20 protein-coding genes and 1 tRNA gene are annotated in these 26,130 nt (G+C 68.7%); 10 read left to right on the top strand and 11 right to left on the bottom strand.

Annotated features, from left to right (window positions below; translation table 11 throughout):
• Positions 1 to 110: 110 nt before the first annotated feature.
• The gene (locus GOHSU_RS06110; RefSeq protein WP_005938438.1) at positions 111 to 2,435 is read right to left on the bottom strand and encodes a DEAD/DEAH box helicase; all 2,325 of its coding nucleotides are present in this window, start codon (positions 2,433 to 2,435) and stop codon (positions 111 to 113) included.
• Positions 2,436 to 2,520: 85 nt separating this feature from the next.
• On the opposite strand from GOHSU_RS06110, the gene GOHSU_RS06105 reads away from it, so the two are divergent.
• The gene (locus tag GOHSU_RS06105) at positions 2,521 to 3,102 is read left to right on the top strand and encodes a hypothetical protein (RefSeq protein ID WP_024332509.1); all 582 of its coding nucleotides are present in this window, start codon (positions 2,521 to 2,523) and stop codon (positions 3,100 to 3,102) included.
• Positions 3,103 to 3,260: 158 nt separating this feature from the next.
• On the top strand, positions 3,261 to 6,311 hold the full coding sequence (gene topA, locus GOHSU_RS06100) for a type I DNA topoisomerase (protein ID WP_005938434.1): 3,051 nt from the start codon (positions 3,261 to 3,263) through the stop codon (positions 6,309 to 6,311).
• Positions 6,312 to 6,350: 39 nt separating this feature from the next.
• On the opposite strand, the gene GOHSU_RS06095 is transcribed toward topA, so the two are convergent.
• The gene (locus GOHSU_RS06095; RefSeq protein WP_005938432.1) at positions 6,351 to 7,868 is read right to left on the bottom strand and encodes an adenylate/guanylate cyclase domain-containing protein; all 1,518 of its coding nucleotides are present in this window, start codon (positions 7,866 to 7,868) and stop codon (positions 6,351 to 6,353) included.
• 171 nt (positions 7,869 to 8,039) lie between these two features.
• Here GOHSU_RS06095 and GOHSU_RS06090 point away from each other — a divergent pair, with 171 nt between their 5' ends.
• Together GOHSU_RS06090 and GOHSU_RS06085 are read left to right on the top strand one after the other, a co-directional pair.
• The gene (locus GOHSU_RS06090; protein ID WP_024332507.1) at positions 8,040 to 9,314 is read left to right on the top strand and encodes a DNA polymerase III subunit delta'; all 1,275 of its coding nucleotides are present in this window, start codon (positions 8,040 to 8,042) and stop codon (positions 9,312 to 9,314) included.
• 105 nt (positions 9,315 to 9,419) lie between these two features.
• On the top strand, positions 9,420 to 10,130 hold the full coding sequence (locus GOHSU_RS06085) for a TetR/AcrR family transcriptional regulator (RefSeq protein WP_005938426.1): 711 nt from the start codon (positions 9,420 to 9,422) through the stop codon (positions 10,128 to 10,130).
• A gap of 14 nt (positions 10,131 to 10,144) precedes the next feature.
• Here GOHSU_RS06085 and GOHSU_RS06080 read toward each other — a convergent pair whose 3' ends face one another.
• From GOHSU_RS06080 to GOHSU_RS06075, 3 genes are all read right to left on the bottom strand, one after another.
• Positions 10,145 to 10,918, bottom strand: coding sequence for a glucose 1-dehydrogenase (locus GOHSU_RS06080; RefSeq protein ID WP_005938424.1), 774 nt, complete (start codon positions 10,916 to 10,918; stop codon positions 10,145 to 10,147).
• 165 nt (positions 10,919 to 11,083) lie between these two features.
• Complete coding sequence (locus tag GOHSU_RS17010; RefSeq protein WP_005938421.1) at positions 11,084 to 11,242, bottom strand: hypothetical protein; 159 nt, start codon at positions 11,240 to 11,242, stop codon at positions 11,084 to 11,086.
• An 87-nt stretch (positions 11,243 to 11,329) separates the two neighbouring features.
• Positions 11,330 to 11,599, bottom strand: coding sequence for a response regulator transcription factor (locus tag GOHSU_RS06075; RefSeq protein WP_428829733.1), 270 nt, complete (start codon positions 11,597 to 11,599; stop codon positions 11,330 to 11,332).
• A gap of 194 nt (positions 11,600 to 11,793) precedes the next feature.
• On the opposite strand from GOHSU_RS06075, the gene GOHSU_RS06070 reads away from it, so the two are divergent.
• Positions 11,794 to 15,645 carry a WD40 repeat domain-containing protein gene (locus tag GOHSU_RS06070; protein ID WP_005938414.1) on the top strand — a complete coding sequence of 1,284 codons (3,852 nt, stop codon included), beginning with the start codon at positions 11,794 to 11,796 and terminating at the stop codon, positions 15,643 to 15,645.
• A 44-nt stretch (positions 15,646 to 15,689) separates the two neighbouring features.
• Here the strand turns inward: GOHSU_RS06070 and GOHSU_RS06065 are convergent, their stop codons facing one another.
• Positions 15,690 to 16,712, bottom strand: a complete 1,023-nt coding sequence (locus GOHSU_RS06065) for an Rv2578c family radical SAM protein (protein ID WP_005938411.1) — start codon at positions 16,710 to 16,712, stop codon at positions 15,690 to 15,692.
• A 138-nt stretch (positions 16,713 to 16,850) separates the two neighbouring features.
• Between GOHSU_RS06065 and GOHSU_RS06060 the strand changes: the two genes are divergently transcribed.
• Positions 16,851 to 18,290, top strand: coding sequence for a cytochrome P450 (locus GOHSU_RS06060; protein WP_005938408.1), 1,440 nt, complete (start codon positions 16,851 to 16,853; stop codon positions 18,288 to 18,290).
• Between the two features lie 58 nt (positions 18,291 to 18,348).
• Here GOHSU_RS06060 and GOHSU_RS06055 read toward each other — a convergent pair whose 3' ends face one another.
• The 3 genes from GOHSU_RS06055 to GOHSU_RS06045 all read right to left on the bottom strand — a co-directional run bounded on the left by GOHSU_RS06055 (position 18,349) and on the right by GOHSU_RS06045 (position 20,426).
• Positions 18,349 to 18,867, bottom strand: a complete 519-nt coding sequence (locus GOHSU_RS06055; protein ID WP_005938405.1) for a hypothetical protein — start codon at positions 18,865 to 18,867, stop codon at positions 18,349 to 18,351.
• A gap of 217 nt (positions 18,868 to 19,084) precedes the next feature.
• Positions 19,085 to 19,157 (bottom strand) — tRNA-Thr (locus GOHSU_RS06050).
• Between the two features lie 75 nt (positions 19,158 to 19,232).
• On the bottom strand, positions 19,233 to 20,426 hold the full coding sequence (locus tag GOHSU_RS06045) for an NAD(P)-dependent malic enzyme (protein WP_005938402.1): 1,194 nt from the start codon (positions 20,424 to 20,426) through the stop codon (positions 19,233 to 19,235).
• Between the two features lie 161 nt (positions 20,427 to 20,587).
• Between GOHSU_RS06045 and GOHSU_RS06040 the strand changes: the two genes are divergently transcribed.
• Together GOHSU_RS06040 and GOHSU_RS06035 are read left to right on the top strand one after the other, a co-directional pair.
• Entirely contained in the window at positions 20,588 to 21,223 is a 636-nt protein-coding gene (locus tag GOHSU_RS06040; RefSeq protein WP_005938399.1) for a GntR family transcriptional regulator, read from the top strand.
• On the top strand, positions 21,220 to 22,470 hold the full coding sequence (locus tag GOHSU_RS06035; protein WP_005938396.1) for an MFS transporter: 1,251 nt from the start codon (positions 21,220 to 21,222) through the stop codon (positions 22,468 to 22,470). The genes GOHSU_RS06040 and GOHSU_RS06035 overlap by 4 nt, the downstream gene beginning before the upstream one ends.
• A 13-nt stretch (positions 22,471 to 22,483) precedes the next feature.
• Here GOHSU_RS06035 and galE read toward each other — a convergent pair whose 3' ends face one another.
• Together galE and rfbB are read right to left on the bottom strand one after the other, a co-directional pair.
• Positions 22,484 to 23,500 carry a UDP-glucose 4-epimerase GalE gene (gene galE / locus GOHSU_RS06030; RefSeq protein WP_005938392.1) on the bottom strand — a complete coding sequence of 339 codons (1,017 nt, stop codon included), beginning with the start codon at positions 23,498 to 23,500 and terminating at the stop codon, positions 22,484 to 22,486.
• A gap of 38 nt (positions 23,501 to 23,538) precedes the next feature.
• Entirely contained in the window at positions 23,539 to 24,540 is a 1,002-nt protein-coding gene (rfbB, locus tag GOHSU_RS06025) for a dTDP-glucose 4,6-dehydratase (RefSeq protein WP_005938389.1), read from the bottom strand.
• A gap of 61 nt (positions 24,541 to 24,601) precedes the next feature.
• Between rfbB and rfbA the strand changes: the two genes are divergently transcribed.
• Complete coding sequence (gene rfbA, locus GOHSU_RS06020; protein WP_005938386.1) at positions 24,602 to 25,477, top strand: glucose-1-phosphate thymidylyltransferase RfbA; 876 nt, start codon at positions 24,602 to 24,604, stop codon at positions 25,475 to 25,477.
• 7 nt (positions 25,478 to 25,484) lie between these two features.
• Complete coding sequence (locus GOHSU_RS06015; RefSeq protein WP_005938384.1) at positions 25,485 to 26,108, top strand: dTDP-4-dehydrorhamnose 3,5-epimerase family protein; 624 nt, start codon at positions 25,485 to 25,487, stop codon at positions 26,106 to 26,108.
• Positions 26,109 to 26,130 lie beyond the last annotated feature (22 nt).

The raw sequence follows: 26,130 nt of genomic DNA, 5'->3' as shown, positions 1-26,130 counted from the left end.
CCCCGGAACAACCCCGCCCGAACCCGCCTCGAATGATCAATCGACCGGTACTGCAAGAGGTCGACGCAGCGACGCCGCCGCGGGCCGGCTGAACCCCGGCAACCAGTGCCTCAGCGGTCGCGAGGGTCCAGGCGCTGCACCAGGTCGAGCACCCTGATCGCGTGGGCCTTGTCCAGGGGCTCGTTGCCGTTCCCGCACTTGGGAGACTGAATACAACTGGGGCAGCCGAAGGGACAGCCACAAGCGGAAACGGCCTCTCCGGTGGCCCGGATCCACGTCGGAAAGGCGTCGTAGCCGCGTTCGGCGAAGCCGGCGCCACCCGGGTACCCGTCGTAGACGAAGACGGTCGGCAGACCGGTTCCCGAATGCAGATTGCTCGACAATCCACCGATGTCCCAGCGATCGCAGGTCGCGACCAAGCCGAGCATGCCGATGGCCGCGTGTTCGGCCGCATGCAGTGCTCCGGGGAACTTGTCGACGGGCACGCCGGCGGACACGAGCGCTTCGGGTTCGACGGTGTACATCACCGCCTTGGTCTCGAGTACTTCTTCGGGTAGGTCCAGCGGCACCGAGTCGAGGATCTCGCCGGAGAGCGCCTTGCGCAGATAGGCGACGACCTGATCGGTGACCCGGACCTCGGCCAGTGCGATCGTGAGCGGTCCGAAGGTCTCAGACCGCACGGTACGCAGGATCTCGACCTCGCTGTCCTCGCGGACCGAGGTGGTCCAGTCGGGCTCTTCCGGATGCGTCAATGCCAGCCCATCGTGCAGGTCCAGTTCATCGACCACGAAGCTCTCGCCTTGATGCAGGTAGACGGCACCGGGATGGACGGTGCGGGTGGCGCGGCCACCGTCGACGGTGCCCAGTAACCGGGAGGTGGTGGTGTCGACGATCAGGATCTGGCCGCCGATCCCGCCGCGGATATCGATGTCGGCGTGCGGGTCGAGTCCGGGCGCCGGATACCAGGCGGCTTTGCGCCGTCGCAGGAGCCCGTCGGCGGTCAGCTGGTCGACCAGTTCGGTAGCGTCCCAGGCTGTGACCTCGGCGCCGGTGAGGGGGGCTTCGGTGGCAGCACAGAGCAGGTGGGGGCCCAGAATGTACGGATTGGCCGGATCGGTCACCGTCGCTTCGACGGGACGGTCCAGCAGTGCGGCGGGGTGGTGGACCAGGTATGTGTCCAGCGGGTCGTCGCGGGCCACCAGGACGACCAGTGAACCCGCGCCGCGGCGGCCGGCCCGGCCGGCCTGCTGCCAGAATGAGGCGACCGTTCCCGGGTAGCCGGCGACGATCACCGCATCCAGGCCGCTGATGTCGATGCCCAGCTCCAGCGCATTGGTGGTGGCCACACCCAGCAGATCACCGTCGGCCAGTGCCTTCTCCAGCCGGCGCCGGTCGTCGGCCAGATAGCCCGCACGATAGGCCGCGACGCGATCGACGAGGGCCGGTGCCGCATCGGCCAGCAGCTGCTGTGCGCGCAGCGCCGTGACCTCGGTGCCGCGGCGACTGCGCACGAAGCACAGTGTCCGAGCGCCTTCGATGACGAAATCGGCGAGCAGGCGAGCGGCCTCGGCTCCGGCCGGCCGGCGGAGCGGAGTCCCCTGATCGCCGTGGCTGTTGTCCACGAAACCCGGCTCCCACAGCGCGACGGTCCGTTCGCCGTGCGGGGATGCGTCTTCGGTCACTGCCACCGCAGGCTCGCCGATCAGGCGGGACAGGGCCTGTTCCGGGTTGGCGACGGTCGCGCTGGCGCCGATGACGACCGGATCGGCGCCGTACCTGCGCGCCAGTCGCAGCAGGCGCTGCAGCACCAGGGCGGTGTGGGAGCCGAACACGCCTCGGTAGTGATGACACTCGTCGACCACGATGTAGCGCAGCCGGGCCAGGAACTGCCGCCATCGGGCGTGTGCCGGGTTGATACCGATGTGCACCATGTCTGGGTTGGTGAAGATCCACCGTGAATGCAGGCGGGCCCACTGCCGCAACTCCTGCTCGGTGTCGCCGTCGTACATGCACGGTTGCAGATGCGAAAAGTCCTTCCGCCCCGTGATCAACCGGGAGACCGCCCGTAACTGGTCGGTGCCCAGGGCCTTGGTCGGGGAGAGGTAGAGCGCTGTCGCGTTCGGATCCTCTAGGAACGTGGTCAGGATCGGCAGCTGGTAGGCCAGCGATTTCCCGGAGGCGGTCCCGGTGCAGATGGACACGTGCCGCCCGGCGACGGCGTGGTCGGCGGCCTGGACCTGGTGCTGCCACGGCTCGTTGATGCCGTGGTCGTTCAGCGCCTCACGCACCCGCGGATCGACCCAGTCGGGCCAGCGGCCGAATCGCGCCGTCTGGGTGGGGATGACGGCCAGATGCGTCAGCGGACTCTCGGTGTCCGGGTGTTCACCGGCGAGGGTCCGGCCGAGAAGTTCAGTACCGTAGGTGGTCTGTTCCATCACACCCCCTGGTTAGCGTCACGACCGAGTATCCATTCTAGGTCGCTGCGCCGACCGTCTGCCCCTCCCGCGTATCGTCAGGAGGGTGAGCCAGATGTCGCTGTTCTCCGCTGAGACGGAAGACGCCTCGATCGACGACCTGGCCGGTTTGCTTGCCGCACAAGGACAATCGGTTCATACCCCGGTCGGAGCACGAATCTCGGTCGTAGTGCCCGACACGTGGCGGGCACAGGCCATCTGCCTCGATATCGAGGAGACGGGGATCGAGGCCGAGGTGGGTCGTTCCGACGAAGGGTCGCCCCTGGCGCGGACCGAAGCCAACCCTCGGCTGACGGCCCTGCACCGCCGGTGGTCGGCCGGTGCGGTCAAAACCGTCCCGGACGGCTGGACACCGTCCCCGCGAGCCCTGCGGCTCTGGGTCCTGGCGTCGGGACGGCCCGAAGGAGTGCACTACGTCCTGGGCCTGGACCCGCACGCGCCGGACACCCACGGGCCGCTGGCCACGGCCTTGATGCGGGTCGGGATCGCCCCGACGCTGGTCGGTGCGCACGGACGGCATCCCGCGCTGCGGGTGACCGGTCGCAAACGGCGCAACCGGCTGTTGGAGACTGTCGGTGGGCCGCCGCTGGATCCCGATGCCGAAGCGGCGTGGCCGACGCAGGCGTGAACACGGCGGCCTGCCCGTCGGCAGACACTGCCGCTGACCTGTGATCCAGCCCGCATACCGGGAAGTTTGGCGGTGTCGGAACACATTCGATGTGCAGAAGACCCTAGACATAAGGTACAACGGCAACGAATAGCGATTCTTTTTACCGAAGGGCACCCGTGGCCGCCACCGACACCGCCTCCCCCGCCGTGCGGCGACTCGTCATCGTCGAGTCCCCGACCAAAGCCCGCAAGATCGCGGGCTACCTCGGCGCCAACTACATCGTGGAATCGTCCCGTGGCCACATCCGTGACCTTCCGCGCGGGGCAGCCGATGTGCCGGCCAAATACAAGGGTCAGCCGTGGGCACGTCTCGGGGTCAACGTCGACGAGGGGTTCGATCCCCTGTACGTGGTGTCGGCGGACAAGAAGTCGACCGTCTCCGAGCTGAAGGCGCTCCTTAAAGACGTCGACGAGCTCTACCTGGCCACGGACGGTGACCGCGAAGGCGAGGCCATCGCCTGGCACCTGCTCGAGACGCTCAAGCCGAAGGTGCCGGTCCGGCGGATGGTCTTCCACGAGATCACCGAACCGGCCATCCGTGCTGCCGCCGAGAATCCGCGCGACCTGGACATCGATCTGGTCGACGCCCAGGAGACCCGGCGCATCCTCGACCGGTTGTACGGCTACGAGGTCTCCCCGGTGCTGTGGAAGAAGGTCATGCCGAAGCTGTCGGCCGGCCGCGTGCAGTCGGTGGCGACCAGAATCATCGTCGAGCGTGAGCGCGAGCGCATGGCATTCGTCTCGGCGGACTACTGGGACATCGCCGCCACCATGGATGCCGGTGCCGAGGCGAGCCCGCGTACGTTCGCCTCCCGGCTACTGTCGGTGGACCAGGCGCGGGTGGCCACCGGCCGCGACTTCGGCTCCGACGGCAAGCTGCGGAAGAACGACGGCGTCGTCGTTCTCGATGCGGCGAAGGCCAATGCGCTCGTCGCCGGACTGCAGGGAGCTCAGCTCACGGTCAGCTCGGTCGAGGAGAAGCCGTATACCCGCCGTCCCTATGCGCCGTTCATGACCTCCACCCTGCAGCAGGAGGCCGGCCGCAAGCTGCGCTTCTCGTCGGACCGCACCATGCGCACCGCGCAGCGGCTGTACGAGAACGGCTACATCACCTACATGCGTACCGACTCGACCACGCTGAGCGAGTCGGCGATCACCGCCGCCCGCACCCAGGCGCGGGAACTGTACGGCCCCGAGTTCGTACACTCGAGCCCCCGCCAGTACAACCGCAAGGTCAAGAACGCGCAGGAGGCGCACGAGGCGATCCGCCCGGCCGGAGACGTCTTCAAGACCCCGGGGCAGCTGGCCTCGTCCCTGAACACCGATGAGTTCCGGCTGTACGAGCTGATCTGGCAGCGCACCGTCGCCTCCCAGATGGCCGACGCCAAGGGCACCACGATGAGCCTGCGGATCAGCGGCACCGCCAGCACCGGGGAGAACGTCGTGTTCTCGTCGTCGGGACGCACCATCACCTTCCCGGGTTTCCTGTCTGCCTACGTCGAGGGCGTGGAGGACTCGGCCGGCACCAAGGCCGACGACGCGGAGAACAGGCTGCCGAACCTGCAGGAGGGCCAGGCGCTGACCGCTTCGCAGCTGACCCCGGACGGTCACTCCACCAACCCGCCGGCCCGCTACACCGAAGCCTCGCTGGTCAAGGTCCTCGAAGAGCTGGGAATCGGTCGCCCGTCCACGTACGCCTCGATCATCGGCACCATCCAGGACCGCGGCTATGTGGTGAAGAAGGGCAACGCCCTGGTGCCGTCGTGGGTGGCGTTCGCAGTGATCGGACTGCTCGAAGGCTACTTCGAGAGCCTGGTGGACTACGATTTCACCGCGGCTCTGGAGGACGACCTGGACCTGATCGCCAGCGGTGACGCCGACCGCACCCGCTGGCTCAGCGAGTTCTACTTCGGCGACGCCGGCAACGAAGACGACGGCGCCGCCCACGTCATCGCCCGCCTGGGCGGGCTCAAGAAGCTGATCGGCGTGAACCTGGAGGGCATCGATGCGCGCGAGGTGAACTCGATCAAGATCCTCGACGACCGGGAGGGCCGCCCGGTGTTCGTCCGGGTCGGCCGCTACGGCCCGTACCTGGAGCGCAACGTCGCCGCCGAGGGAGCCGAACCGGATCTGCAGCGGGCGAACCTGCCCTCGGACATGACCCCCGACGAACTGACCGTCGACGTGGCCGAGAAGCTGTTCTCCACCCCGCAGGAGGGCCGGGTGCTGGGCGTCGATCCGGTCACCGGGCACCAGATCGTCGCCAAGGAGGGCCGGTTCGGCCCGTACGTGACCGAGGTCCTGCCGTCCGAGGACGAGGACGGCGACGACGATGCGTCGGCGCCGGCCACCATCCCGCAGGGGCCGACCCCGCGCGACGGCGGCGAGACCGTGCCCACCGGTGGCCCGGCGGGCGAAGAGATCGTCGCCCTCGACGATGTGCCGGCCGCAGGCTCGGTCGCCACCAAGGCTCCGGCCAAGAAGGCGGCGAAGAAGACCGCCAAAAAGGCGGCGAAGAAGGCCGGGCCCAAACCTCGCACCGGTTCGCTGCTGCGCACCATGGACATCGCCACCGTCACGCTCGAGGACGCGCTGAAACTGCTCTCGCTGCCGCGGGTGGTCGGGGTGGACCCCGAAAGCGGGGAGGAGATCACCGCGCAGAACGGCCGCTACGGGCCGTACCTGAAGAAGGGTGCCGACTCGCGTTCGCTCACCACCGAGGAACAGATGTTCACGGTGACGCTCGACGAGGCGCTGAAGATCTACGCCGAACCCAAACGCCGCGGTCGTGCCGCGGCGGCACCGCCGCTGCGGGAGCTCGGCGTCGACTCGGCCAGCGGCGAGAACATGGTGATCAAAGACGGCCGGTTCGGACCGTACGTCACCGACGGCACCACCAACGCCAGCCTGCGCAAGGGCGACGAGGTCGCCACCATCACCCCGGAACGGGCGATGGAACTGCTGGCTGACCGCCGTGCCCGCGGACCGGTGAAGAAGGCTGCCAAGAAGACGGCGAAGAAGACCACCGCGAAGAAGACGGCGGCGAAGAAGACCGCGGCCAAGAAGACGACGGCCAAGAAGACGACGGCCAAGAAGACGACGGCCAAGAAGACCACCGCGACCAAAACGGCGGCGAAGAAGACCGGCGCCAAGAAGACGGCCGAGTAGACCGAGACCGAGTGACCTGCTGCGGTGATCCGCAGCAGGTCACTCGTCGTGGGAATCGCTCTCGCTGACGAGCACGACGTCGTCGACATCGGCGATGACGTCCGGAGCGATCTCGATGAGGTTGGGCCGGGCCAGCAGCGTCTCGATACCGCGCCCACGCAGTTCCACTCCTTCACCGATCGTCCAGTGGTCGGCCTCGTCGTCTGAGGCCAGGAACACCGCGCGCGCCGAGCCCAGCACCCGGGTCGGCTCGTCCTTGGCCAGCTCGGTCAGTCGCGCGGCCTCGTTGACCGGATCACCGATCACCGTGTACTCCAGGCGCGCCTGTGCGCCGATGTGACCGGCGACGGCTTTGCCCGCCGAGATCCCGATGCCCATGTCTACATCACCCAGGCGACGGGCCAGTTCGATTCGCAACTCGCGGCCGGCGGCCAGCGCGGCCCCGGAGAAGTCCGGCAGATCCAGCGGCGCCCCGAAAATCGCCAGGGCCGCATCACCCTGGAACTTGTTGACGAAGCCGCCGTGCCGGCCGACCACCTCGACGACCACCTCGAAGAACTTGTTGAGCAACTCGACGATCTCGCGTGGTGGGCGGTCCACCGCCAGCCGGGTGGATCCGACGATATCGACGAACAGCACACCCACGTAGCGTTCCTCGCCGCCCAGTTCGGTCCCGGTCTCGATGGCCCGCCGCGCGACGTCTTCGCCGACATAGCGGCCGAACAGGTCGCGCAGCTGCTGCCGCTCCCGCAGATCGTCGACCATCTCGTTGAATCCGGCCTGCAGCAGACCGATGTCGGTGCCGTCGTAGATCTTGACCGCGACGTTGAGGTTGCCGGCCCGGATCTGGTTGAGCGCCATCCGCAGTTGTTTGATGGGGTCGGTGATCGACCTGACCAAGCGGAAGAACGAGAGCAGACCGAACAGGATCGCCGCGCCGGACAGCCACAGGATCGGCCGCTGAAGTTCCAGTGCGCTGGCCTCGATCACCGAGGTGCGCTGCAAGATGATCAGCACGATGATCACCGCCATCGGCATCGCGACGCCGACCAGCCAGAACACGAGAATCCGCAGGGCGATACCCGGTGCTTTGGCCTTCTCCGGTTCATTGGCCATCGCCGCGACGCTGATCGGGCGCAGGACCTTCTCGAACTGCTGATAGCTCATGACGGAGGTGACCACGGCGCCCGCAAAACTGGCGATGGCGACCACGATCGCGTCTTTGAACGATTCGCGCAGGTTCAGCACGGCCAGCAGCGCGCCGCCGATCAGCCACAGTCCTCCGTTGACCAGGGTCAGCAGCATCGGTAGCTGCAGTGCACGCCGCCGCGCATCTTCGTCGTCGAGCCGGGAGCGGCGACGATGCCACAGCAGCACCGGCATCGACAGCTGCACCGACGCCCACATGCCCACCACCAGCGCGATCGCCAGATAGACGGCGAAGGCGATCTGATTCTGGGTGTTGATCTCGTTGAGCACCACGCTGTCGGTGGTGGGCATACCGAAGCGCAGGAATCCGAAGGTGAACAGCGCTCCGATCAGATTCGAGCGCAGCATGTCCAGGACCAGTATCGGCCAGGGTGTGTGCGCCAGCCAGCGCAACGTGTGCGTTGCCCTGGTGAACTGCGACCGATGCTGGACCACATGACAACGGTACCGGGGTGCTTGCAAGAGTTAAACGTTTTGCCGGGAGTGTGCGTGTCTGAACTGCGCCTTACTCTGGGTGCTGTGACCAAAGTCTTTGAGGGGCTGATCGGGCAGGAGGCGCTGGCCGCCGAATTGACCGCCGCAGCCGGTGCGGCGCGTGGTGTGGCAGCCGGACTCGACCATGCCGAGTCCGGGGCGATGTCGATGTTCGGTGACGAGGCGCCCGAGGTGGGGAGCGGATCGGCGATGACCCACGCCTGGCTGTTCACCGGTCCGCCGGGCAGCGGCCGGTCGGTGGCCGCCGCCAGTTTCGCCGCGGCGCTGCAGTGCACCGACCCGCAGGTGGTCGGCTGCGGCGAATGCCGCTCGTGCACCACCGTGCTGGCCGGCACTCACGGCGATGTCCGGCACATCGTGCCCGAAGGACTGACCATCTCGGTCGCGCAGATCCGCGAGATCGTGCAGCTGGCCGCACGCCGGCCGACCACCGGCCGATGGCAGATCGTGAGCGTCGAGGATGCGGACCGGCTCACCGAACAGGGCGCCAACGCGTTGCTCAAGGCGGTCGAAGAGCCACCGGCTCGCACGATCTTCCTGCTCTGTGCCCCCTCGGTATCGCCGGAAGACATTTCGGTGACGCTGCGCTCGCGCTGCCGTCACGTGGCGCTGACGGCGCCGGCGGTCGAGGCCATCGCGCAGGTGCTGACCGTGCGCGACGGTATCGAACCCGATCGGGCCGCCTGGGCGGCTTCGGTGGCCGGCGGGCACATCGGGCGGGCGCGGCGGCTGGCCGTGGACGAGACCGCCCGTGCGCAACGGGAACAGGCGCTGTCGTTAGCTCGGGCGGCGGCTCGCGAAGGCGAGATGTACGCGGCCGGGGAACTGCTGGTCAGCTCCGCGAAGAAGGCCGCCGACGAGATCGCTGCAGAACTCAACGCTCCGGAAGTGGAAGAGCTGATGACGGCGCTGGGAGCCGGAGGCACGGGTAAGGGCACTGCCCGCCCGCCGCGTGGGACGGCCGGGGTGGTGAAGGAACTCGAGAAGCGGCAGAAGGCGCGGCACACGCGGATCATGCGAGACACACTGGACCGGGCGCTGGTGGATCTGGCGGCGCTGTTCCGGGATGCGCTCGTCCAGTCGATATCCGCGCCGGTGACCATGATGCATCCGGACAAGACGGAGACGCTCACCGCACCGATGGCCTCCTATGCCGCGCCGGAACGATTGCTGGGATGTGTGGAAGCGGTCCTGGAGTGCCGCACGGCGCTGGACAAGAACGTCAAGCCGCGGTTCGCGGTGGACGCGCTGATGGTGCGGTTGAGCAATGAGCTCTCGCGCCGGTCTCGGCCGGCGTGACAGGCCGCGCGGCGGCTCTGGAAACGGGCATCCCAGCCTCTGCGGATCCGGTTCTGCCGATATCGTCGTCGTCTGCGCTCGAGGTGACCGGATTAGAGTTGTGCCATGACCTCGCAGATTGATGGACCCGTCGAGGCTCCCGCACTCTTCGATCCAGACAAGCTGGGGGTCACACCGCAGACAGAACGTGGTCGCCGGACCCGCGCGGCGCTGATCGCCGCGGCGCGGCGAGTCTTCGAGCGAGACGGCTTCGTCGACTCTCGGCTGGTGGACATCGTCGCCGAGGCGAATTGCTCGATCGGGAGCTTTTACACCTGGTTCGAGAGCAAGGACGAGATCTTCGCTGCCGTCCTCCAGGAAGCACAGAGCGACATGATGCATCCGGGTACGGGCCGCATAGCAGCAGCGGCAGATCCCGTCGAGATCATCGCGGCGAGCAATCGCGCCTACTTCGAGGCGTACCGCCGGAATGCGCGACTGAACCATCTGCTTCAGCAGGTCGCCGCCGTCGATCCGCGGTTTCGGGCGTTGCGGATCGCCCGCAGCAATGCCTTCGTCGAACGCAACGCGCGGGCGATCGCGGACCTGCAAGCGCGGGGACTGGCAGATCGGGGTGTCGAGGCGACGATGGCGGCCAAAGCGCTCTCGGGAATGATCTCCCGCCTGGCGTATGACACCTACGTCATCGAGATCGACGCTGCTGTCGGGGCGCCCGATGCGGAGGCCGTGGCGACGACCACTCGGCTCGTGGACACAGCCACCCGGATGTGGACGAATGCGCTGGGCCTGACGACACCGGACCTGCGCGCCGACTGAGGCCGCCGGGCTACTCAGCGCGCGAGGTTCACTCCGCCGTCGACCACCAGCGTGCTGCCGACGACGTAGTCGCCGGCATCGGAGGCGAGGTAGACCGCGGCGGCGGCCATGTCCTCGTCCCGGCCGATTCGTCCGGCCGGAATACCGGCCGAGACCTCGTCGGCGTTGTCGCGGGCATCCTTGTTCATCCTCGAGGCGAAGGCCCCGGGTGCGATGGCCGAGACGATGATGTTCTCAGGCGCCAGGCGCACCGCCATCCGTTTGGTCAGGTGAATCAAGCCGGCCTTGCTCGCGTGGTAGCTGTAGGTTTCCAGCGGATTGAGGGACAGCCCGTCGATGGAGGCGGTGTTGATGACCTTCGCCAGGTGCCCCCGGCGGCTCCCTGCGCGGAGGAGCTCCTTGGCCGCCTGGGTCAGGAAGAAGGGCGACTTCACATTGAGGTCCATCACCTTGTCCCAACCCGCCTCGGGAAACTCATCGAAATCCTGACCCCATGCGGCGCCGGCGTTGTTCACCAGGATGTCGAGGTGACTCTCGTGCTCGCCGAAGGCCTCGAGGAGCTGGGTGATTCCCTCAGTAGTGGACACATCGGCGGGGAGAGCCACGCAGTGCCCCGAGGTCGAGAGCTCGCGTGCCGTCTGCTCGCACTCTTGCGCCTTGCGGGAGGAGATGTAGACACGGGCACCCTGGGCCAGGAATCCCTCGGCGATCATTCGGCCGATGCCGCGCGACCCGCCGGTGATCAGGGCGACGCGGCCGTCGAGTGAGAACAGAGAGTTGATATCCATCGAGTTCCTTCTCCTGGGCGGCCGGGAGGTGCCGCCGCGACTATGTGCTCCCACGATCCTAACCTGAATTCAGATTCAAGTTGTGGGCAGCCGAGCGTTGCGTGCCCGAGTGGGGCTGATCGTGCAGGTGTTCGCGGCAGCGTCGTTCTCTCCGGCGCCGATCGCTCAGTCGTCGTTCTCGCCGGTGGCGCCGGCATCCTCGTCGGAGGTGTGGTGAGCCAGAGGGTCGTCGCCCCCGGCCCCCTCCAGGACGGTCAGTTCGTTGTCGACGGCGGCCGAAACGGCGTGGGCGGCGTCTTTGATCTTGTCGGTGAAGTCGGACATGAGTCCTCCTGACTCGGACGTCGGTGGCGCCCACGCGGCGGGGCGGTCTCCTCGACTATAGGGAGTGTCCGGTCCGGTCGGAGTCGGTCACCACTCGTCGAGGGTGGTGTAGCCGTCCTGGATGGCGCGGGCGAACAGGGACATCTTGCGTTTGGCCGGACGGCCGGCTGCGCGGTACTTCGCGCGGATGCGAATGATGTGGGTGCTCACGGTCGACGGACTGATGAACAACTCCCGGGCGGCCTCGTCCTTCGACTCGGCACGCAGCCAGGCCAGCAGGACCTCGACCTCGCGGTCGGACAGTGCCGGACGCGACGGCGCGGCCGATGCGGAGGGGTGCGCCGGGATCGAATGCAGCCGACGCGGGAGTGTCTGATTTACCGGGTTCTGAACCGGCTGATGATCAGCGAGCACAATGGACTCCTGCAGACGAAGGGGCGAGGTAGTCTCATCCTGGTGTGCAGGCCGACAGCCGGCGCATCAAAACTGCACCGATCGGTAAGTCGATACACTTTTCGATACGCTGACCTGGGGCTATGGCGAGAGGGTCGATGGTCGCGGTGAAGACTCCGGACGCTGTCCACACCCGGGAAGACCTCGGAACGGCACTGACCGAATTGCGACTGACCGGCGATCTCAGCGTTCGCGAGGTGGCCGCCGAAGCCGATGCGCTGCTTGGGACCGTGGCCGGCTGGTTCGCCGGGCAGCATGCGCCCACCAGGGCCAGTCGCGAGATGTTCGAGCGTGTGCTCGCCGTCTGCGGGGTGACCGAGAAGGCCGAGCAGGAGCAGTGGTGGGCGGCCGTGGAGCGGACCGGGCGGCGGCGCGGACGCCGCCGGACGCCGACGCCCGCCCCATACCGGGGGTTCGACGCCTTCACTGTCGAAGACCATGACCGTTTCTTCGGTCGCGACGATGTCGTCGCCCGGGCGGTGAACCTGGTCCAGCGGCAATCGGCGGCCCGCCGTGCCGATCTGGCCGAGGACCCGAACGCCGATCCGTTGCGCCGGGCGGTGGTGATGGTCGGTGCGTCCGGGGCCGGCAAGTCTTCGCTCGTGCGCGCCGGGCTGCTTCCGCTGACCGCCGACGGCGAGGCGCTGGCCGGAATGTCCGCGGTACTTCTGGTCCCCGGCGATCAGCCGTTGGCCGCCCTCGAAGCGGCCCTGACGGAGCTGCGGGCGGCCGGTGGCGGTTCGCCGGCCGACGCGGCCGCAGGCGGATCCGAGTCGACCGCAGGGCTGCTGGTGATCGACCAGTTCGAGGAACTGTGGACCCAGAGCTCGGCGCAGACCCGGAGGGAGTTCCTGGTCGGGCTGACCACCGGGCTGGCCGGGCTGCCGGTCGTACCGGTGATCACCCTGCGCGCAGACTTCTATGCCCAGGCCACCGAGTTCGGGGGATTGGCCGAGGCCTTCGCCGAGGCGCAGGTGGTCATGCCCAGGATGACCGAGGCCGAGCTGCGCGAGGTGATCGTGCGTCCGGCCGAAGCCGCCGGAGCCGCCGTCGACGATGAACTGGTCGGCATGCTCCTGGCAGATCTGGCCGCCCCCGGTTCGGGTGGGCGCGTCGATGCCGGCGTCCTGCCGCTGCTGTCCCATGCGCTGCGCGCCACCTGGGAGGCCTCCGACGGACGGCGGCTGACCGTCGGTGATTACGTCAAGACCGGCCGGATCGGCGGGGCCGTCGAACAGACCGCCGAAGAGGTCTTCGCCGAGCTGCCCGCCGATGAGCAAGAGATCGCCCGCGAGGTGCTGCTGGCGCTGGTGAACGTCGACGAGGACACGGTGACCCGCCGACCCCTCTACCTGGACGAATTGGCCGGGGGGCCGGCGGACCGGGTGGTGGAGACCTTCGCCGATGCGCGTCTGCTGACCGTCGAGGCCAGCCGTGTACAGGTGACGCACGAGGCGCTGCTGACCGCGTGGCCGCGGTTGACCGGCTGGATCGACGCCGATCGGGAACGGCTGCTGCTGCGGCGCCGGCTGCGGGCACTGGCCGAGCCGTGGGAGGCCGACGGCCGCCCCGACGACCTGCTACCGGGCCGGGTCCGCCTGGAGATGTTCGCCCCGCTGGACGAGGACGACGACTCCGAGGCGGTCATCGACCGGTCCGGCCGGGAATACCTGGAAGCCGGCCGGGCGCAGGTGGCCGCCGACGTGCAGGCGGAACGACGACGGGCCCGGCAGCTGCGCCGGTTCGCCTGGTCGGCAGCCGCCTTCGGTCTGGTGGCGGTGCTGGCAGCGGTCGCGGCGGTGGTGGCCGGCGCCAACGCCGTACAGCAGCGCAACGATGCCGAACGCTCCCGGAACGAGACGCTGAGCCGGCAGCTGGCCATCCAGGCCGGGCAGATGGCGCCACGCGATCCTCTGCTGGCCGGCCAGCTGGCGATGATCGCCTATCGGCAGGCACCGACCGTGGAGGCACGTTCGGTGCTGATCGACACACTGGCCGACGGAGTGCCGAACCGCTTCAGCGGCGACGGCGGCTCGTTGCTGTTGGCCCGGGCCGGATCGCTGATCGCGGCAGCCAGTAACAGCGGCCAGGTGCGACTGTTCCGGGTCTCGGCGGACGGCATCGAAGAACAGATCGCCGACTTCCGCGGTGCCGAAGGCGCGGAGACGTACCTGGGCGGAGTGGCGTTGAGCCCGGACGGTTCCCGGCTGCTGCTGGGCGGTCACGGGCGGATCGACGTCTGGGACATCACCGATCCGCAGCAGCCGCGCCGGCAGGGTGCCGTGCCTGGGGTCCGCGGGGATGCCAATGCGCTGACGATGAGCCCGGATGGACAGTATCTGGCTGCCGCGGAACTCGGTGCCGGTCTGCAGGTCTGGCGCGCCGCCGGCGACGGCTGGCTGCCGGTGCGGGTGGACGGGCCCGTCGGTGATCTGGCCGGTGCCGTCGCCTTCTCCCCGGACAGCCGGGCGCTGGCCAGCAGCACCGTCAACCAGCAGATCGACCTGTGGGACGTCGCCGGGGACACGCTCACCCCGACCGGCCAGATCGGCCTGGGCTGGCGCGACAACCAGCTGGCGCAAGGCCTGGTCTACACCCCGGACGGCACCCGCCTGATCGCCGCCCTGCGCAGTCGCAGCGTCGACGTCTTCGATGTGGCCGATCCCGCCGCACCGCGACAGGTGGAACAGCTGACCGGGCACACCAGCTATGTCTCGGCGGTCGCGCTGTCCGAGGACGGCAGATCGCTGGTCAGCACGGGGGCGGACAACACCATCCGCCTCTACCGGCTCGATGATCCGGGCGCCGCACCCCGGGTGATGCCGACGGCGGCGAACTCGTCGTCGGTGCTGATGGTCGGGGACCGGGTGATCGCCGCCAGTGACGACGGCCGCGTGCAGGATTGGCCGCCCGCGACCGAGCGGACCGTCGTCGGGCGCAAGACGGTGTTCCAGATCCCCGTCGACGAGGCCGCCGGGCGCCTGCTCGCCGCCGACACCGAGATCGACGGGCGCATCACCCAATGGACGATGGGCTCCGGCGGGTTGCAGCGCGCCGGCCCGGACCTGCTTCCGCCGCCGGGGACCGTCTTCTCCGGGGCGGTGGTGCAATCGCCGGACGGGCGCTCCGCCGCCCTCGGCTCGGTCTCGGGCACGGTGTACTTCGCTGACTACAGCGATCCGGGGCACCCGGCGCTGGTCGGTTCACTGGCCGGGCATCCCGGACTCAACGAGACCGTCGCGTACAGCCCCGAGACGGGTCTGGTGATCACCGGCGGTACCGATCAGCGGATCCTGACGATCATGGATGCCTCCGATCTGCGAGCCCCGCGCATGGTGGGGACCTTCGATCCCGGTAGCGGCGTCTGGTGGGCCTCGTTGAGCCCGGACGGCAGACGGGCGGCCGTGGCCACCAATGCCGGTCAGGTGCGGTTGCTGGATCTGAGTGATCCCGCGGCACCGCGCGCCTTCCCCAATCCACTCGACTTCGACGGCTCGGCCCTGGCCGTACGCTTCGACGCCTCGGGCGACCGCCTGGTCGCCACCTCCGAGGACAAGACGGTGGCCGTGGCGGACATCTCCGACCCCGAGCGGCCCCGCCGGATCGCGACGATGTCCGGGCCCGCCGGGCAGCTCTACAGCGCCGCCTTCTCCCCGGACGGCACGCGGGTGGTGGCCGGCGGCGGCAACTCGGAGATCTGGGTGTGGCGACTGACGGATACCGGTGCGATCGACGAGGTGGTCCTGCGTTCCTTCCCCGGCACCGTTTTCGACGTCCGCTTTGTCGACGACGACCGGATCCTGGCCGCCGGTGAAGGCGGTCTGGTGGAGGCGTGGCAGCTGGATCCGGCGGGCCTGGTGGCGCATGAGTGCGCGCGCCCCGGGGATCAGATCAGCGAAACCGAGTGGGCCACCTATGTGCCCGGGGTCGCCTTCAACCCGCCCTGTTGACGGCCGCCCCCGGGAATCGGCGATCGTGGGCCGGAAGCCGCCGATCAGAAGAGGGTCAGAGCCGGTTCGGTGATCGCCGGCGGCCGTGACCGGCTGACCAGATCGGCAGGGGCGGTGCGGACCGGCCGGGCCAGGCCGTGCCGGGCGACCAGCGGCGCCATCTTCTCCCGCAGCCGGGCCGAATACTCCGGGCGCACGTAGCCGCCGCGGCTGTACAACGAGCGATAGTGACGCAGCAGGGCCGGGTGGGTCCGGCCGAGCCAGTCGAAGAACACCTCCCGGGTGGCTCCGCGCAGATGCAGGGGCAGTGCGGTCACCCGGGCGGCGCCGGCGGCGGCCAGCGCGCCGAGCAGCTCATCGAGCTGGGCGGTGTCGTCGGTCAGATACGGCACCACCGGTGCGACCATGACGTGCGGAGCGAAACCGGCCTCGGCCAGCGCCCCGACCAGTTCCAGCCGGGCCCGCGGCGACGGCGCCCCGGGGTCGAGCTGTGTGGCCAGGGCGTCGTCGAGCATGGCCAGGGAGACGCCGAGCTGGACGTCGACGGCCGCGCGGGCGGCGCGCAGCAGCGGCAGATCGCGGCGGAGCAGGGTTCCTTTGGTGAGGATGGAGATCGGGGTGCCCGATTCGGCGAGCGCCGAGATCACCCCCGGCATGAGCCGGTAGCGGCCCTCAGCCCGCTGATAGGGGTCGGTGTTGGTGCCCAGCGCCACCGTCTCCCGGCGCCAGGACCGTCGCCGCAGCTCTTTGCGGAGCACCGCCGCCACGTTCAGCTTCACCACCAGCTGGGAGTCGAAGTCGCCGGCCGGATTCAACTCGAGGTACTCGTGGGTGGGCCGGGCGAAGCAGTACCGGCAGGCATGGCTGCAGCCGCGCATCGTGTTGACGGTGTACTTGAACGGCAGCTGCGCCGCCTCGGGCAGCGCGTTCAGGGCGCTGCGCGCGAGGACCTCGTGAAAGGTGATGCCCTCGAAGTCGGGCGTGGTGGTGGTGCGCACCAGCCCGGCCCGGTCCAGACCGGGGAGTCCGCCATCGTCGGCGTCGGCCGTTTGCGCCGCCCATCGCATAGCCTCAATCCGAACATACGTTCGCATTGAGGTCAAGCGTCTGTGCTCGCAGCCGCCTCGCCGGGTGCGCCGGTGGGCTGGTGAGCGGCGTTCCCGAAGCACTGGACGACGCTGTCGTCGTTGGTAGCCTCGCATCGTATGGCCGCCACGACTGTCTCCCCGCACGGAATCGTCCGGGTGCCGCACTGGCACTTGACGCCGCCCGGCACCGCCTCCGGGATCGGGAGCGTGGCCGACCGCGGCCCGGTGGCGGTTCCGGACGCGCGGCAGCGATTTGCGCTCGGCGGGCTCTCCCGGTCGCTGCACTTTCTGCGGCATCAAGGTGATGTGCTCTTCGCCGATGCGGTCCGCGCCGGTGAGCGGGACGACGGTGTCCTGCGCTACGCGCTGCGCGGCGCGCCCCGGCCGATCGCCGTGCTCTACCGCCCCGATCACATCAAGCAGCTCATGACCGCCGACGAGGCCATCACGCCGTCGTCGACCCGGCTGTCGCCGCTGGCACCGATCGTCGGGCCGGACTCGGTGCTGACCGCTGTCGGAGAGCGGCACCGGCAGCAGCGTGCGCTGCTGCTGCCCCGCTTCCACGGGAAGGCTGTGGCGGCCTACCAGGCCAGTATCGAGCGGGCGACCGAGGCGGGTCTGCGGGCCTGGCCGACCGGCACGCCGGTGCCGCTGACCGGTATCGCCCAGCAGATCACCCTCGAGGTCATCATGTCGGCGATCTTCGGGATCGCCGACCCCTCCGAGGTGACGCCGGCCGAGAAATCGATGGGCGCGGCGATCCTGCGGCTGATGCGCCTGTCCAGCACCCCGCTGGGCACGATGACGCAGGTGATCAATATGCGCAGCAGCAGGCCGCTGGGCCTGCTCAAGCTGACGCTGGCACTGGTGGACCGGACGATCTACCGGGTGCTGGCCGAGCGTCGGGCGGCCGGTGATCACGATTCCCGCGACGACATCATGGCGCTGCTGCTGTCTGCGCAGACCGCCGACGGCGAACCCCTGTCCGACAGTGAGATCCGCGATGAGCTGATGACGCTGCTGCTGGCCGGGCATGAGACGACGTCCAACACGGTGGCGTGGATGTTCGAGCGCCTGACCCGCAATCCGGCCGTGTACGCCCAGGCCCGGGAGGCCGCGCGCGACGGTGACGACGCCTATATCGAGGCCCTGGTCAACGAGACCATGCGAGTGCGCCCCGTGGTGCCGTTCGTCGGCCGCGAACTGCTGGCGCCGTTCGACTTCGGCGGCCACCGGGTTCCGGCCGGGCACACCGCACTGGTGAGCATCCTGCTGCTCCATCACCGCGATGATCTATACGCTCAGCCCTTCGACTTCCGCCCGGAGCGCTTCCTCGGTGTCCGGCCGAACCCGCATGAGTTGATGCCCTTCGGCGGCGGGGTCCGCCGGTGTCTGGGTGCGCCGCTGGCGGTGGCCGAACTGCAGACCGTGGCCCGCGAGATCCTGCGGCGGGTGCAACTGCGGACCCACGACCGTCCGGGTGAAACCCCGCGGTACAGCAACGTCACGATGATCCCGGCCCGGGGTGGACTGGTCTACGCAGAGTCCATCGACTGAGCCGCATTCATCGATCGAGCCGCATTCATCGGTCGAGGGGCGGAACCGCGCAGCATGGTCAGGACGGGCACCAGCCGGCGAGGCTGCCCCCGGCCAGCGGCCCGATCGGACGTCCGTCGGTCATGTCGCCGACGCACAATTCCGAGAACCCGGGCGATGCATAGGTCACCGGATCGACGGGGATGATGTGACCGGTGCCGAGCCTGGGCGACGACGGATTCGCGATCGGCTGCGTGGTGAAGGCCTCCGGCAGCGGGGAGCCAATGAAGCCGTACCGCAGGGTGCCGGGCTTACCGTCGCGCGGAGAGTGCAGCCTCTTGAGCACCGGCAGATAGAAGATCGTCGGCCGCGGCGAGTTGACCAGTTCCTTCTTCACGGTCACCCGCTCGTAGACCTGCACTCCCACGGCGAACAACTGGTCGTAGACGAAGTCGCCGAGTTGGTCCACCTGCTGCGGCGGGGCGGCGGGTAACGGCGGCTGGGCGGCCGCCTGGGGGCTGCCGCTGAAAGCCACGCTCAGGGAGACTGCGGTGGCGGCTACGCCGACAACCGCGCGGCGCCGGGCTGCTGCCATCATCAGAAGATCCCTCGTCGTTGCTTCTATTTCACCCTCGACCCGATGGTGGCATCGACCCTACGCCGAAGCCCGGCCGTTCGCAGGGGCGGAAGCCGACGCCCACCGACGCCGTGGTGAAGCCGCATTGTCCGGCTCGAACCGTGCCCATAGTGTGCCCGGCCGACAAATAGAGCCGGTTTTCCGAACGAGGAAAACCGGCTCTAGCTGCATTGATCTGAGCCGCCTAGGAGAATCGAACTCCTGACCTATTCATTACGAGTGAATCGCTCTACCGACTGAGCTAAGGCGGCGTCGCCGTCGCGCACGACAGCGCTCACGATGGTACCGAGCCGCTGCGGGCTGGGGCAAAACGGGGTCGTCGCCGGTCAGTCGGAGCGGGCCATCCCCTCGGCCCGTGCGGCCCGGGCGACCGCCTGCGCGACCGCCGGGGCCACGCGTGTGTCCAACGGGAGCGGGACGATGTGATCGGCGGTCAGGTCGTCGCGCGCCACCTCGAAGATGGCCTCGGCGGCCGCCAGTTTCATCCCCTCGGTGATCCGCGCCGCGTCGACGTCCAGGGCGCCGGCGAAGATCCCCGGGAAGGCCAGCACGTTGTTGATCTGATTCGGGAAATCGCTGCGGCCGGTCGCCACCACTGCGGCGTATCGGGCGGCCACATCCGGATGGACCTCCGGATCCGGGTTGGACAAGGCGAAGATCACCGCATCGTCGGCCATCCCGGCGAGAGCCTCCTCGGGCACGGTGCCGCCGGAGACCCCGATGAAGACATCGGCGCCCTCGAGCGCCTCGCGCAGACCCCCGGTCAGCCCGCGGGGATTGGTCCACCCGGCCAGTTCCACCTTGTGGGCGATCAGGCCGGTGCGGTCGGGGCCGAGGATGCCCTGGGAGTCCAGCACGACCAGGTCGCCGACGCCGGCGGCCCGGAGAATGTCCGCACAGGCGACGCCGGCCGCGCCGGCGCCGGAGATGACGACTCGCAATCCGAAGGTGCTGCGGTCCAGGAGCGTCAGCGCCCCCTTGAGGGCGGCCAGGACGACGATGGCGGTGCCGTGCTGGTCGTCGTGCATCACCGGACAGTCCAGCGCCTCGATCAGTTGCTGTTCGATCTGAAAGCAGCGCGGGGCGGAGATGTCCTCCAGGTTCACCGCGCCGAAACTGGGGCGCAGCCGGATCACCGTCTCGACGATCTCGTCCGGGTCGGTGGTGTCGAGGACGATCGGGATCGCGTTCAGGCCGGCGAAACTGCGGAACAGGGCGGCCTTGCCCTCCATCACCGGCAGCGCCGCGCGCGGTCCGATGTCGCCGAGGCCGAGGACGGCGGTCCCATCGGAGACCACCGCGACCAGCCGGCCGGTCCAGGTGTAGCGGTCGACGAGCGCAGGATCGGCGGCGATGGCGCGGGAGACCTGGGCGACGCCCGGCGTATAGGTGATCGACAGATCACGTTTCGTCTCGATCGGAGCCGCGAGCTCGACGGTCAGTTTACCGTCGCGGTGCGCCTGGAAGATCTCGTCGTCGGTGATGGAAACACCTGCTCGGCCGGTTCCGGTACTGGTCAAAGCTTCCTCCCTCGGCGGCGGCGCCGGACGCTAACGGGCGGCGCCGGACGCTAACGGGCGTCGTCGGACGTCTCGATTCTTTCACCGCCGCGACGATCTGGGCCGGGGTTGCGCGGGAATGGACTGGACGAACGCCCTCCGGGCACGTAAAAATACATCTTGTGTCTAAGACGTATTCTGCCGCCGAGCGAGTGTACGACGAGGTCAAAGAGGCCATCTTGACCTGTGAGCTCCCCGGCGGCGAGCTGATCAGCGAGGGCGAGGTGGCCGAGCGCTGCCAGGTCAGCCGCACCCCGGTCCGCGAAGCCTTTCTGCGGCTGGCCGCCGAGGGCTGGATGCGGCTCTACCCCAAACGGGGAGCACTGATCGTGCCGGTCGGCGAGCGTGAATCGCGCGAGGTGCTCGAGGCGCGTCTGCTGGTGGAGTGCCACGCGGTGCGCGACATCGTCGCCAGGCCCGCCGCGATCGGACCGCTCGTGGATCGGTTGCGCGCCAATCTGGCGTTGCTCGAGGGCGCTTCCGGCGACGATTTCGCGCGGATCGACACCGAATTCCATCAGCTGATCGTCGAGGCCGGGCGCAACAGCATCCTGCAGGACTTCTTCACCTCCCTGGGGGAACGGCGCCGCCGGATGACAGCGGCCAGCATGCATCGGGACGCCGGGGTCACCGCGCGGATCCAGCGTGACCACATCGCGCTGGCCGATGCGGTCGCCGCCGGTGACGCCGACCTGTTCGCTCGGCTCCTGCGTGAACATCTGGCCGGAGTGCACGAGGTTGTCGAGGTGGACCGGTGAGCCGGCTGCGCGGCTGGTCCGCGGTCGCCCTGGCGGTGTTCACCGCAGCCTGGGGCGGGAACGAGTTCACACCGCTGCTGGTGATGTACCGGCAGACCGACCACGTCTCCGGGGTGGTGGTCGATGCCCTGCTGTTCACCTACGTGCTCGGCATCGTGCCGGCGCTGCTGGTGGGCGGTCCGCTCTCGGACCGGTTCGGGCGCCGCCCGCTGATGCTGCCGGCTCCGCTGTTCGCGGCGCTGGGCTCGGCCCTGCTGGCCGCCGGGGCGAACTCGGTTCCGCTGCTGGCGATCGGCCGGGTGTGCAGCGGCATCGCGATCGGCCTGGCGATGGCCGTGGGCGGCAGCTGGATCAAGGAGCTGTCCGACCGCGACGGGGCGGGAGTGACCGCCGGTGCCCGTCGCGCCGCACTGAGTCTGACGGCCGGCTTCGGGCTGGGCGCCGGAGTGGCCGCACTGCTGGCGCAGTGGGCGCCGTGGCCCAACCAGCTGGCCTACCTGATCAATATCGCGATGTCGACGGTGGCCTTCGTCCTGCTGCTGCCGATCCCGGAGACCCAAACCGGCACCCGTGAGGGGCGGCTGCGTGACGATCTGTCCATCCCGTCGGTGCGCAAGCCCGCCTTCTGGTTGCAGGTCGCCCCGGCCGCACCGTGGGTGTTCGGGACCTGTGCGGTCGCCTACGCGGTGATCCCCGCGTTGCTGACCCCGCACACGGATGGGTGGCAGATCGTCTTCGCCGGAATCTGCTGCGTCGTCGGGCTCACGGCGGGCTTCTTCGTCCAGACCCTGGGCCGCCGCATCGACCGGCCGGGTTCACCGCGGGCGATGGTGGTGGCACTGGTGCTGGTGGCGGTCGGCATGCTGCTGGCCGCCTACTCCGCGCAGATCCTCACCATCCCGATGGGTCTGATCGCCGCCGCCGTGCTGGGCACCGGATACGGCATGACCCTGATCTCCGGACTGCTGGCGACCCAGCGACTGGCCGGACCCAATGATCTTGCGGGCCTGACCGCCGTCTTCTACGGGCTGACCTATCTGGGCTTCGCGAGCCCGGCGATCCTGTCCTGGCTGCACCAGAGCTACGGCTTCGGCTACCCGGCGATGCTGACCTTCGGGGCCGTGGTCGCGTTGGTCGGGCTGGTGGTGGTGCTGTTGGCGCCGCGCCGGGCACCGGTGGCTGCACCGCTGGGCAGCGGACGCTTCCATGAGGAGGACGTGCTCGAACGGGCGCCGGCCTCGTCGTAGTCCCGGGGTGCGATCAGTCGGGGTATCCGTCCGGGTTCTGCGACTGCCACCGCCACGAGTCGGCGCACATGTCGTCGACCGTCCGGGTCGCCTGCCAGCCGAGTTCGGCGTTCGCCTTGGCCGGATCGGCCCAGTAGGCGGCCTGGTCGCCGGGCCGGCGCGGGACGATCCGGTAGGGGATCTCCCGTCCGCTGGCCCGGACGACGGCGTCGGCCAGCTGCAGCACCGACACCCCCTGACCGGTGCCCAGGTTCCACGCCGACCAGGCGTCCTGGATCCGGCCGAGCCGATCGAGGGCCGCGATGTGCCCGGCGGCCAGATCCTCCACATGGATGTAGTCGCGCACGCCCGTGCCGTCGACGGTGTCGTAGTCGTCGCCGAACACCGAGAGTTCCTCGCGCCGACCGACGGCGACCTGGGTCAAAAACGGCATCAGGTTGTTGGGGAATCCGCTGGGATCCTCCCCGATGCGCCCGCTGGGGTGAGCGCCGACCGGATTGAAATAGCGCAGCACCGCGATCCTCCAGCGCGGATCGGCAGCGGCCAGATCCGCCAGCACCTGCTCGATCATCACCTTGGTCCAGCCGTACGGGTTGGTGGCACAGGTCGGCATGTCCTCGGTGCGCTCCCGGACCGGATTGTCGCCGTAGACCGTCGCCGAAGAGGAGAAGACGAAGGTGCGCACCCCGGCGGCGTCCATCGCCTGCAGCACCGACAGGGTGCTGTCGAGGTTGTTCCGGTAGTAGTCCAGCGGCCGGGTCACCGATTCGCCGACCGCCTTGAAACCGGCGAAGTGGATCACCGCATCGACGGCTTCGTCGGCGAACAACCGTGTGGTGGCTGCCGCATCGGTGAGGTCGATCCGGTGCACCGGGATCGACTGTCCGGCGAGTGATTCCAGACGCCCGATCACCGAGGGTTTGGCGTTGCTGAAGTCGTCGGCGATCACCGCCTGGTGACCGGCCTCGAGCAGTTGCAGGACCGTGTGCGAGCCGATGTAGCCCGCTCCGCCGGTGACCAGAACTCGCATGTGTACTCCTGACAGAAAGACGCTAGGGCAGAGCGGGACTAGAGGGTGTGCTGGGTCTTCGCGTACGAGGCTTCCACGCCGGCCTTGACAGGCTCCCACCACTGCCTGTGCGTTGCGTACCAGTCGATCGTGTCGGCAAGGCCGGACCGGAAGTCGGTGTAGCGCGGCGTCCAGCCCAGTTCGGTGCGCAGGCGGCTGGCATCGATGGCGTACCGCCGGTCGTGCCCGGGCCGGTCGGTGACGAAGTCGAAGGCATCGGCGGGCCGGCCCATCAACTCCAGGATGTCGCGCACCACCGTGAGGTTGTCCACCTCGCCGTCGGCACCGATCAGATACGTCTGCCCCAGTGCGCCGCGGTCGATGATGGTCCACACCGCATCGTTGTGGTCGTGCACGTGGATCCAGTCGCGGACGTTGTGACCGTCCCCGTACACCTTGGGCCGGATGCCGGTCAGCACATTGGTGATCTGCCGGGGAATCAGCTTCTCCACATGCTGGTAGGGCCCGTAGTTGTTGGAGCAGTTGGAGATGGTCGCGGCCACCCCGAACGAACGCACCCATGCCCGCACCAGCAGATCGCTGCCGGCCTTGGTGGCGCTGTACGGACTGGAGGGGTCGTAGGCGGTGGCCTCGGTGAACCGGGCCGGATCGTCCAGGTCCAGGTCGCCGTACACCTCGTCGGTGCTGATGTGATGCAGCCGCACCCCGTGTCGTCGTACCGCCTCCAGGAGGGTGAAGGTGCCGACCAGGTTGGTGTCGACGAACGACGACGGGTCCTCCAGCGACCGGTCGTTGTGGGATTCGGCGGCGAAGTTCACCACCAGATCCGCAGCGGCCACCAGCGGATCGACCACGATCGCGTCGGCGATGTCGCCGCGCACCACCCGGATCTGTTGCGCCACCGGATCCAGGGTGTGCGGGTTGGCCGCGTAGGTGAACTTGTCCAGCACCGTGATCTCGACGTCGGGCCTGGTCGCCAGGGTGGACAAGACAAAGTTCGCCCCGATGAAACCGGCTCCGCCGGTCACCAGCATTCGCATGGTCCCACCTTCTGTTCGCGTGCTCGGATCCGGTGCCCGACTCTACCGATAGGCTTTGCCCATGCGCGGAATCATCCTGGCCGGCGGTACCGGGTCGCGGCTGTACCCGATCACCCAGGGGGTGAGTAAACAGCTGGTCCCGGTCTACGACAAACCGATGGTCTACTACCCGTTGTCGACCCTGATGCTCGCCGGCATCCGCGACATCCTGGTGATCACCACCCCGCACGACCGCCCCGCCTTCGAGCATCTGCTCGGCGACGGTTCCCGGTTCGGGATCACGCTGTCGTATGCGGTGCAGGAACACCCCGAAGGGCTGGCGCAGGCCTTTGTGCTCGGTGCCGAGCACATCGGCGACGATTCGGTGGCGCTGGTGCTGGGGGACAACATCTTCTACGGTCCCGGGCTGGGCAGCCAGCTGCAGGGGTTCGGCGACGTCGACGGGGGAGCGATCTTCGCCTACCGGGTCGCCGACCCGTCGGCGTACGGCGTGGTCGACTTCGACGCCGACGGCACCGTGCTGTCGCTCGACGAGAAGCCTGCCCAGCCCAAATCGAACTACGCGGTGCCGGGTCTGTACTTCTACGACAACGAGGTGGTCCAGATCGCCCGGTCGCTGACCCCCTCCGGGCGCGGTGAATACGAGATCACCGATATCAACGCCGAATACCTGCGCCGGGGAAAGCTGCGGGTCACCGTGCTGCCGCGCGGCACCGCCTGGCTCGATACCGGCACCTTCGATTCGCTGCTGGATGCGGGTAACTTCGTCCGCACCGTCGAACAGCGGCAGGGACTCAAGATCGCCGTGCCCGAGGAGATCGCCTGGCGGCTGGGCTATCTGTCCGACGACGAGCTGCGCACCCGGGCCCGGGAACTGGCCAAGTCCGGGTACGGCGGCTACCTGCTCGACATCCTCGACCGCGGACTGGAGCTCTGAGGATCCGGTGCAGATACGCGAACTGTCCATCGCTGGCGCGTGGGAATTCACCCCGGCCCAGTACGGGGATCCGCGCGGGGTCTTCCTGGAGTCGTTCCAGGCCGGGCCCGTCGCCGAACTGACCGGGCACCGGTTCACCCTGGCGCAGGTCAACACCTCGGTGTCGGCGGCCGGGGTGATTCGCGGGGTCCACTTCGCCGACGTCCCGCCGGGGCAGGCCAAGTACGTCACCTGCGCGAGCGGGGCGGTCCTGGACGTCGTAGTCGATCTGCGGACCGGCTCACCGACGTTCGGTGCCTACGACGCGGTCCTGCTCGACGACGCCGACCGCAAGGCGGTGTACCTGTCGGAGGGCCTGGGCCACGCGTTCTGTTCCCTGCAGGACGGGTCCACGGTCACCTATCTGTGTTCGACCGCCTACAACCCGGCGGCCGAACACGGCGTCCATCCGATGGACCCGGATCTGGCGATCGCCTGGCCGACCGTCGGACGAGACGGTGCTCCGCTGGAGTTCGAACTCAGTGCCAAGGACCAGATCGCGCCGTCGCTGGCCGAGGCCGCCGACAGGGGGATTCTGCCCCGCTATGGGCAGGTCACGGCGTATCTGCGCGGACTCGCCGACGACGACTGAGAGCGATTCGGCACCGGCGACC

Source organism: Gordonia hirsuta DSM 44140 = NBRC 16056, assembly GCF_000333015.1.
GTDB lineage: Bacteria > Actinomycetota > Actinomycetes > Mycobacteriales > Mycobacteriaceae > Gordonia > Gordonia hirsuta.
The sequence above is the reverse complement of the archived record's forward strand: the minus strand, read 5'-3'. Positions and strand labels throughout refer to the sequence as shown.

What these genes read in the sequence shown, in the direction of transcription:
- GOHSU_RS06085 (WP_005938426.1), top strand. Translation starts at nt 9,420, where the DNA reads ATGACCTCGCAGATTGATGGACCCGTCGAGGCTCCCGCACTCTTCGAT.
- GOHSU_RS06070 (WP_005938414.1), top strand. Translation starts at nt 11,794, where the DNA reads ATGGTCGCGGTGAAGACTCCGGACGCTGTCCACACCCGGGAAGACCTC.
- GOHSU_RS06055 (WP_005938405.1), bottom strand. Translation starts at nt 18,867, where the DNA reads ATGATGGCAGCAGCCCGGCGCCGCGCGGTTGTCGGCGTAGCCGCCACC.
- GOHSU_RS06080 (WP_005938424.1), bottom strand. Translation starts at nt 10,918, where the DNA reads ATGGATATCAACTCTCTGTTCTCACTCGACGGCCGCGTCGCCCTGATC.
- galE (WP_005938392.1), bottom strand. Translation starts at nt 23,500, where the DNA reads ATGCGAGTTCTGGTCACCGGCGGAGCGGGCTACATCGGCTCGCACACG.
- GOHSU_RS06110 (WP_005938438.1), bottom strand. Translation starts at nt 2,435, where the DNA reads ATGGAACAGACCACCTACGGTACTGAACTTCTCGGCCGGACCCTCGCC.
- GOHSU_RS06095 (WP_005938432.1), bottom strand. Translation starts at nt 7,868, where the DNA reads ATGCTGCGCTCGAATCTGATCGGAGCGCTGTTCACCTTCGGATTCCTG.
- rfbB (WP_005938389.1), bottom strand. Translation starts at nt 24,540, where the DNA reads ATGCGAATGCTGGTGACCGGCGGAGCCGGTTTCATCGGGGCGAACTTT.
- GOHSU_RS06060 (WP_005938408.1), top strand. Translation starts at nt 16,851, where the DNA reads ATGGCCGCCACGACTGTCTCCCCGCACGGAATCGTCCGGGTGCCGCAC.
- GOHSU_RS06065 (WP_005938411.1), bottom strand. Translation starts at nt 16,712, where the DNA reads ATGCGATGGGCGGCGCAAACGGCCGACGCCGACGATGGCGGACTCCCC.
- rfbA (WP_005938386.1), top strand. Translation starts at nt 24,602, where the DNA reads ATGCGCGGAATCATCCTGGCCGGCGGTACCGGGTCGCGGCTGTACCCG.
- GOHSU_RS17010 (WP_005938421.1), bottom strand. Translation starts at nt 11,242, where the DNA reads ATGTCCGACTTCACCGACAAGATCAAAGACGCCGCCCACGCCGTTTCG.